Here is a 6578-nt window from a genome sequence, read left to right as displayed (position 1 = left end):
CGTCGGGCCGCGGCCCTGCCGTTTTCCCTCTACTTGGGCGGGAGCTCCATGATCCGCACCGGGTTCCCGGCGGCCCATGCTTCGATGTCCTCGACCGCGTCCCGGTAGAACACCTCGTACTGCTCGTAGGTGACGTAGCCGATGTGCGGCGTCAGGACCGTCCTAGGCGCGGTGCGGAGCGGGTGGTCGGCAGCGAGCGGCTCGACGTCATACACGTCGAGCGCCGCGCAGCCGATCTGACCGGCGTTGAGCGCCTCCACGAGGGTCGCCTCATCGATGATCGGTCCCCGAGAGGTGTTGACGAGGATCGCGTCCGGCTTCATCAGTGCCAGCTCGGGGGCGCCCACGAGGCCACGGCTGCGCTTGGAGAGGACGAGATGGATCGAGAGGATGTCCGCCGTCGCGAACAGCTCCTCCTTCTCGACGCGCTGCACCCCCACCTCGGCCGCGTGCTCGTCAGTGAGATTCTGGCTCCACGCGACGACGTCCATCCCGAACGCGAGGCCCACCCGGGCTGCGCGGCTGCCCAGGTTGCCGAGTCCGAGGAGGCCCAGCCGGCGTCCCTCGAGGCCGCGTCCCACGGTAGTCTGCCACCCGCCGTCGTGCGTCCAGCCGGAGCCGCCGCCGCCCAGCTCTGCGTCGAGGTGCCTGGTGGCGGCGTGGATGAGGGCCCACGTGTGCTCGGCCGCGGGGGAGGGGAGGTAGCCGGTCCCGCAGACGGGGATCCCGCGGGCTGCGGTGGTCTTGAGGTTGATCGAGGCATTGCGGCGGCCCGTCGAGACGATGAGCTTCAGGTTCGGCAGCCGCTCGATCCGTGCCGCGGTCAGCGGTGTGCGCTCGCGCATGGCAACGACCACGTCGAACGGGGCCAGCGCGTCAACCACGGCGTCGTCGTCCTGCCCGAGATGATTGCGGAAGGCCTTCACCTCGGCGCCCGCCGCCTCGAGACGAGACCAGTCGGCGAACTCGTGGGCCACGCCCTGGTAGTCGTCGAGGACCGCGATCCTCAGTCCTTGGGTCCCTGCGGCGGAAGTCATAGGCCCAGCCTAGATCTATCGCGGGGATCTTGACGATGATGCCATTATGGCGTCATCATGAAGTCATGAACCTCGATGTGCACCTGATGGCACTCTCTCGGCAGCTCGCCGACACCGCCGCACTCGGGGGGAAGGACATGGTTGAGCTCGCGGACCGGCTCGCGGCTCCCCTGCAGGCCTCGGCGAGACTGGTCCTCCAGGACGCGCTGTCCGAGGCCATGCAAGAGCTGACCCTTGAGCTCGCGCCCGGTTCCGCGGAAATGCGGCTGCGCGGGAGGGACGTTGACTTCGTGGTGACACCCGCGCCGGCTCCGATTGCCGAGGATGACGCCAAAGAGGCGCCATTGAGTATCACGAAGGACGACGCCGAGCGGGAGCCACCCGCCGAGACCGGCACCGCCCGCATCAGCTTCCGTCCGCCGGAGTCCCTCAAGGCGCAGATCGAGGCTGCCGCGGAGCGCGAGGGCCTGTCGGTCAACACGTTCTTGGTACGCACGCTCTCCGCCGCGCTCCGCCCGGCGCCCCCGCAGCCTCTCCAGATCGACCCCGGCGTGCCCGAGGGCCGCAGTGGTGCCCGCCTCGAAGGGTGGGTGTACTGATGGACGAGTTCACAACGCCAGAGCCCGTCCGCGCCGTCCTGGAAGTCGCCTACGGAGACGTGATCGTCCGGGGCTCGGTGAGGCCCACCACCGCGGTGGACGTCGCACCCGCCCGCGCCGGCCGGAAGGCGGACGAGGAGGCAGCGGCGGGGACGGCCGTCAGCTTCGCGGACGGCCGGCTCCGGATCAGCGCCCCGAAGCAGCGCGTCCTTGGCGTCCTCGGCCGGCTCGGATCCGTCGTGGTCACGGTGGACCTGCCCGCTGGCTCGGACCTCGAGGCCGTGCTGGCCTACGGCGACATCATCACCTCCGGGCAGCTCGGACGCGTCGTCGCCAAGACCCGCGCCGGAACCGTCCGCATCGAGGATGGCGCCTCGCTGGACCTCAAGAGCTCCGCGGGGGACGTCGAGGCGGGCCGCGTGCGCGTGGACGGCACCCTCGCGGCGTCGACCGGAGCCGTCAGGGTCGAGGACCTGGCCGGCACCGTGCAGATCAAGTGCGGGACGGGCGAGGTGTCCCTCGGCCGCGTTGCCGGTGCCGCCCAAGTCACGTGCCCCTACGGGAGCGTCAGGGTCCGCGAGGCCGTCTCGGGCAGCCTGAACCTGACCTCCACCTACTCCGACCTTATCGTCGGCATCGCTGAGGGAACGGCCGCCCGGCTCGATGTCTCCACGAGCTATGGCCGCATCCGCAACGAACTCACCCGCTCGGACACGCCCCCCGAGGCCATCCAGCGGCTCGAGGTCACCGCCCGCTCCAGCTACGGGTCGGTGACCATCCGGCGCGCCTGACCGCGCGCCGTCGTCCGTCACTTCCTGTGCCATCGACGTACTTCAGAGAGGAGTATCGTCATGCCAACACCAACCATTGCCGCACCGGCCATCAGCGTCCGGGGCCTGGCCAAGTCGTACAAGAAGCTCGAGGTGCTGCGCGGCGTCGACTTCGACGTGGCGCGGGGCAGCATCTTCGCCCTGCTCGGTTCCAACGGGGCCGGAAAGACCACGGTCGTGAACATCCTGTCCACCCTCCTGGCGGCCGATGGCGGGACCGTCTCGGTCAATGGCTTCCAGGTCCCCGCACAGGCGGCTCGGGTGCGCGAGTCCATCAGCCTCACGGGGCAGTTCGCGGCCGTCGACGAGGTTCTCACCGGCCGCGAGAACCTCGTGCTCGTGGCCCGACTCCGGCACCTCGCGGACCCGGGCGGTATCGCGGACGGCCTCCTCGCGCGCTTCTCCCTCACGGACGCCGGCTCCCGCAAGGTCGCGACGTACTCGGGCGGTATGCGTCGTCGTCTCGACATCGCGATGAGCCTGATCGGCCATCCCCCGGTCATCTTCCTCGACGAGCCCACATCCGGGCTTGACCCGGAGGCGCGCCTCGAGGTCTGGGCGGCCGTCAGGGAACTCGCCGGCCGGGGTACCACCGTGCTGCTCACCACGCAGTACCTCGATGAGGCCGAGCAGCTCGCGGACAGGATCGCGATCCTGCACGAAGGCCGCATCATCGTCAACGGCACCCTCGATGAGCTCAAGCGGCTCCTCCCGCCCGCCAAGGTCGAGTACATCGAGAAGCAGCCGACCCTCGAGGACGTGTTCCTCGCGCTCACCGCCGACCCGGCGGGGCACCACAGCTCACCCAAGGAACTCCCATGACCACGCACTTCTTCGGCGACACCGCCGTCCTAACGGGCCGGTCCCTGCGCCACATCGCGCGCAGCCTCGACACGATCATCACCACAGTCCTCACGCCGATCGCGCTCATGCTGCTGTTCGTCTACGTGCTTGGCGGCGCGATCAAGTCCGGGTCGGACTCGTACGTGCAGTACCTGCTGCCCGGCATCCTGCTCATCACCATCGCCTCGGGCATCTCCTACACGGCGTACCGGCTGTTCCTGGACCTCAAGACCGGCATCTTCGAGCGTTTCCAATCGATGCCGATCGCCCGCTCCTCGGTCCTGTGGGCGCACGTGCTCACCTCAGTCGTCGCGAACCTGGTCTCGCTCGTCGTGGTGGTGCTCGTGGCCGTTGTCATGGGGTTCCGCACGGGGGCCAGTGTGTTCGCGTGGCTCGGCGTGGCCGGGATCCTGACCCTGGTCACGCTCGCGCTGACGTGGCTTGCCGTCATTCCCGGCCTGACAGCCAAGTCTGTGGATGGCGCGAGCGCGTTCTCGTACCCGCTCATCTTCCTGCCGTTCGTCAGCTCGGCGTTCGTGCCCACAGACACGATGCCTCGCCCGGTGAGGTGGTTCGCCGAGAACCAGCCGGTCACGTCGATTGTCAACGCCATCCGGGACCTGTTCACCGGCCAGCCGGTCGGCTCCGGCATCTGGGTTGCCCTGGCCTGGTGCGCCGGGATCCTCATGGTCGCGTACGTCTTCGCGATGGCCGCCTACCGCCGCAAGATTGCCTAGCCCAGCCGATACCCTCGGTAGCATGCCTCGCCGAGACCCGACCGCGCCCCGCCTCGATCCCCTTGTCCTGACGGGGATGGAGGCGGGCTTCGCCGGCGACATCGGGCCCGGACGCCGTACCGAGGGCCTCGCGTTCGATGGCGTTGACCTCACCGGGCGCGAGCTCGCCTCCTCGACCTTCGCCGAGTGCGCCTTCCTCGACGTGGCCGCGCACGACGCCGACCTCCGCGCGGCATCGTTCCTGGACTGCCGCGTGGAGCGGCTCACCGCGCCAAGCCTGCCTGCCCCGCGGAGCCGATGGCGCGGGGTCGAGATCGAGGCCTCCCGCATCGGCTCCGCAGAGCTGTACGATTCCGAGCTCTCCGGCGTGCTCCTGGCAGGCTGCAAGCTCGGGTACGTCAACCTCCGCGGGGCGAAGGCCACGGACGTGAAGTTCGTGGACTGTGTCATCGAGGAGCTCGACCTCGCCGGGGCCAGGGCGACGCGCCTGGCCTTTGAGGGCACCCAGATCGACGCCCTTGACGTCACCGGAGCCACCCTCACCCATGTAGACCTGCGCGAAGCCCGCCTCCACCGGATCTCCGGTGTCGACGGGCTCCGTGGCGCGATCCTGGGCAGCCTTCAGGCCGTGGAGCTCGCGGAGCTCATGGCCGAGCGGCTCGGGATTGAGGTGCGGGACTGATCCGCGCGATGGTCTGCGGGGCTCAGCGCGCGGCTGCTTCAGCCACAACCGGCAGCTGCCCCGAGATCGGGCCGGAGGCCACGGGCGCCTCGCCGGAGACCTGCGCTTCCAGGGCAGTCGCCTCCAGGTCCACACCCTCGGCCTCGGCAGCCTCGAGCGCTGCGGGGTGGTCGAGCGGCAGTTGCATCGCCACGCCGTCGTCAGCCACAGCCACCGGTACCTCGGCGAGCGGCATGTGCGTCAGGTCGATCCGCGGGTCCTCCTCCTGTGTCGCAACGACCTCGCGCGCCTCGGCCATCGAGTCCACGCTCGGCAGGGAGCCCGGGAGCGGGCGCTGCGCCGATTCGTGCAGGAACCAGATCGCCACTGCGCCCACTGTGGAGGTGGCCATGAGGTAGTACGCGGGCATCATGTCGTTGCCCGTGGACTGGATGAGTGCGTCGATGATGAACGGAGTCGTGCCCCCGAAGATCGCCACCGCGAAGTTGTAGGCGATGCCCATGGCGCCGTAGCGGCTCGCGGTCGGGAACTGGGCCGGCAGCGCCGAGGCGAGGTTCGCAACGTAGAACGTCACCGGGAACGCGATGAGCGCGAGGCCCGCCAGCGTCGTCGCGACCGAGCCCACGCCGATGAGCAGGAACGCAGGGATGGACAGGACGATCGTGCTCACGGCCCCGATCCACAGCACCGGGCGGCGCCCAATCCTGTCCGAGAGCTTGCCCGTGAGCGGGATGCACAGGCTCATGACCACGAGGACGGGGATGGTCAGGAGTGTGCCGTGGACGGCGTCGTAGCCCTTGGACTCCGTGAGATACGTGGGCATGTAGGAGGTGAGCGCGTAACCCACCGTGTTCGCGGCGGCCACGAGCACCATGGCCACGATGATCTCGCGCCAGTACGCGCGCACAATCCCGAGCGGGCCCTTCGCGGCGGCCTCGTCGTTCTTGGAGAGCTCGTGCGCGGCGGTCTCCTGCGCCTCCAGCGCGGCCTTGAACGTGGGGCTCTCCTCGATGCGGAGGCGGAACCAGATGGCGATCGCGCCGAGCGGACCGGCAATCAGGAACGGGATGCGCCAGCCGTACGCCTCCATGGCCGCCTGGCCGAGCGTGAGCTGGAGCGCTGAGACGATGGCCGCGCCGAGTGCGAATCCGAGGTAGGAGCCCATGTCGAGGAAGCTCGCGAGGAACCCACGGCGCTTGTCGGCCGCGTACTCGCTCACGAACGTGGTGGCACCGGCGTACTCGCCGCCGGTCGAGAAGCCTTGGAGGAGCTTGATCGCGACGAGGAGGATCGCCGCCCAGATGCCGATCTGGGCGTAGCCGGGCAGGAGGCCGAGGGCGAACGTGGAGGCGGCCATGAGGATGAGCGTCATGGCGAGCACACGCTGCCGGCCGATCTTGTCTCCGAGCCAGCCGAAGAACACGCCGCCGGCGGGCCGTGCGATGAAGGTCGCGGCGAATGTGCCGAGCAGGAAGAGGGTCTGCACCGTGCGGTCGGCCTCGGGCAGGAACACCGGTCCCATCGTGGTGATGAGGTATCCGAAGACGCCCACATCGAACCACTCCATCGTGTTGCCCACAATGGTTCCCCCGATGGCCCTCTTGAGCATCGGCTGGTCCACAACGTTGACGTCGTCGACCCTCAGTCTGCGCTTCCGGAACACCACACGCCGAGAGCGCTGTGGTTCGGTCATCTGACGCTGGTCTCGTGGCATGGCAGTCAAGCTTAGTCCGTCCCCGGACGATCTGAGAGTCGAGCATCGGATATTGGCATGCTGTGAATCACATCCTGGTAACTCCTTCTGCCCGGGGCAGGGCGTGATCGGGGTCGACAGCCGGCGGCCGCCGATC

At 69.0% G+C, this 6578-nt stretch carries 7 protein-coding genes; 5 read left to right on the top strand and 2 right to left on the bottom strand.

The window, feature by feature from the left end; all coding sequences use genetic code 11:
- Positions 1–29: 29 nt before the first annotated feature.
- Positions 30–1037, bottom strand: a complete 1008-nt coding sequence (locus tag LF262_RS05905) for a D-2-hydroxyacid dehydrogenase family protein (protein ID WP_235779368.1) — start codon at positions 1035–1037, stop codon at positions 30–32.
- A 65-nt stretch (positions 1038–1102) separates the two neighbouring features.
- Between LF262_RS05905 and LF262_RS05900 the strand changes: the two genes are divergently transcribed.
- Genes LF262_RS05900 through LF262_RS05880 form a run of 5 tightly spaced genes read left to right on the top strand, consistent with a single transcriptional unit; the run spans position 1103 to position 4728 of the window.
- On the top strand, positions 1103–1636 hold the full coding sequence (locus tag LF262_RS05900; RefSeq protein WP_235779367.1) for a histidine kinase: 534 nt from the start codon (positions 1103–1105) through the stop codon (positions 1634–1636).
- Positions 1636–2427 (top strand): DUF4097 family beta strand repeat-containing protein, encoded by a 792-nt coding sequence (locus LF262_RS05895; protein WP_235779366.1) that lies wholly within the window; start codon positions 1636–1638, stop codon positions 2425–2427. The genes LF262_RS05900 and LF262_RS05895 overlap by 1 nt, the downstream gene beginning before the upstream one ends.
- 60 nt (positions 2428–2487) lie before the next feature.
- Positions 2488–3288, top strand: a complete 801-nt coding sequence (locus LF262_RS05890; protein WP_235779365.1) for an ABC transporter ATP-binding protein — start codon at positions 2488–2490, stop codon at positions 3286–3288.
- Complete coding sequence (locus tag LF262_RS05885; RefSeq protein ID WP_235779364.1) at positions 3285–4046, top strand: ABC transporter permease; 762 nt, start codon at positions 3285–3287, stop codon at positions 4044–4046. The genes LF262_RS05890 and LF262_RS05885 overlap by 4 nt, the downstream gene beginning before the upstream one ends.
- A 22-nt stretch (positions 4047–4068) precedes the next feature.
- On the top strand, positions 4069–4728 hold the full coding sequence (locus tag LF262_RS05880) for a pentapeptide repeat-containing protein (protein WP_235779363.1): 660 nt from the start codon (positions 4069–4071) through the stop codon (positions 4726–4728).
- A 22-nt stretch (positions 4729–4750) separates the two neighbouring features.
- Here LF262_RS05880 and LF262_RS05875 read toward each other — a convergent pair whose 3' ends face one another.
- Positions 4751–6421, bottom strand: a complete 1671-nt coding sequence (locus LF262_RS05875) for an MFS transporter (protein ID WP_235779362.1) — start codon at positions 6419–6421, stop codon at positions 4751–4753.
- Positions 6422–6578: the final 157 nt, after the last annotated feature.

The organism is Sinomonas notoginsengisoli, from assembly GCF_021554725.1.
Lineage (GTDB): Bacteria > Actinomycetota > Actinomycetes > Actinomycetales > Micrococcaceae > Sinomonas > Sinomonas notoginsengisoli.
Note: the sequence above shows the minus strand (reverse complement) of the source record. Positions and strands in the feature narration are given on the sequence as shown.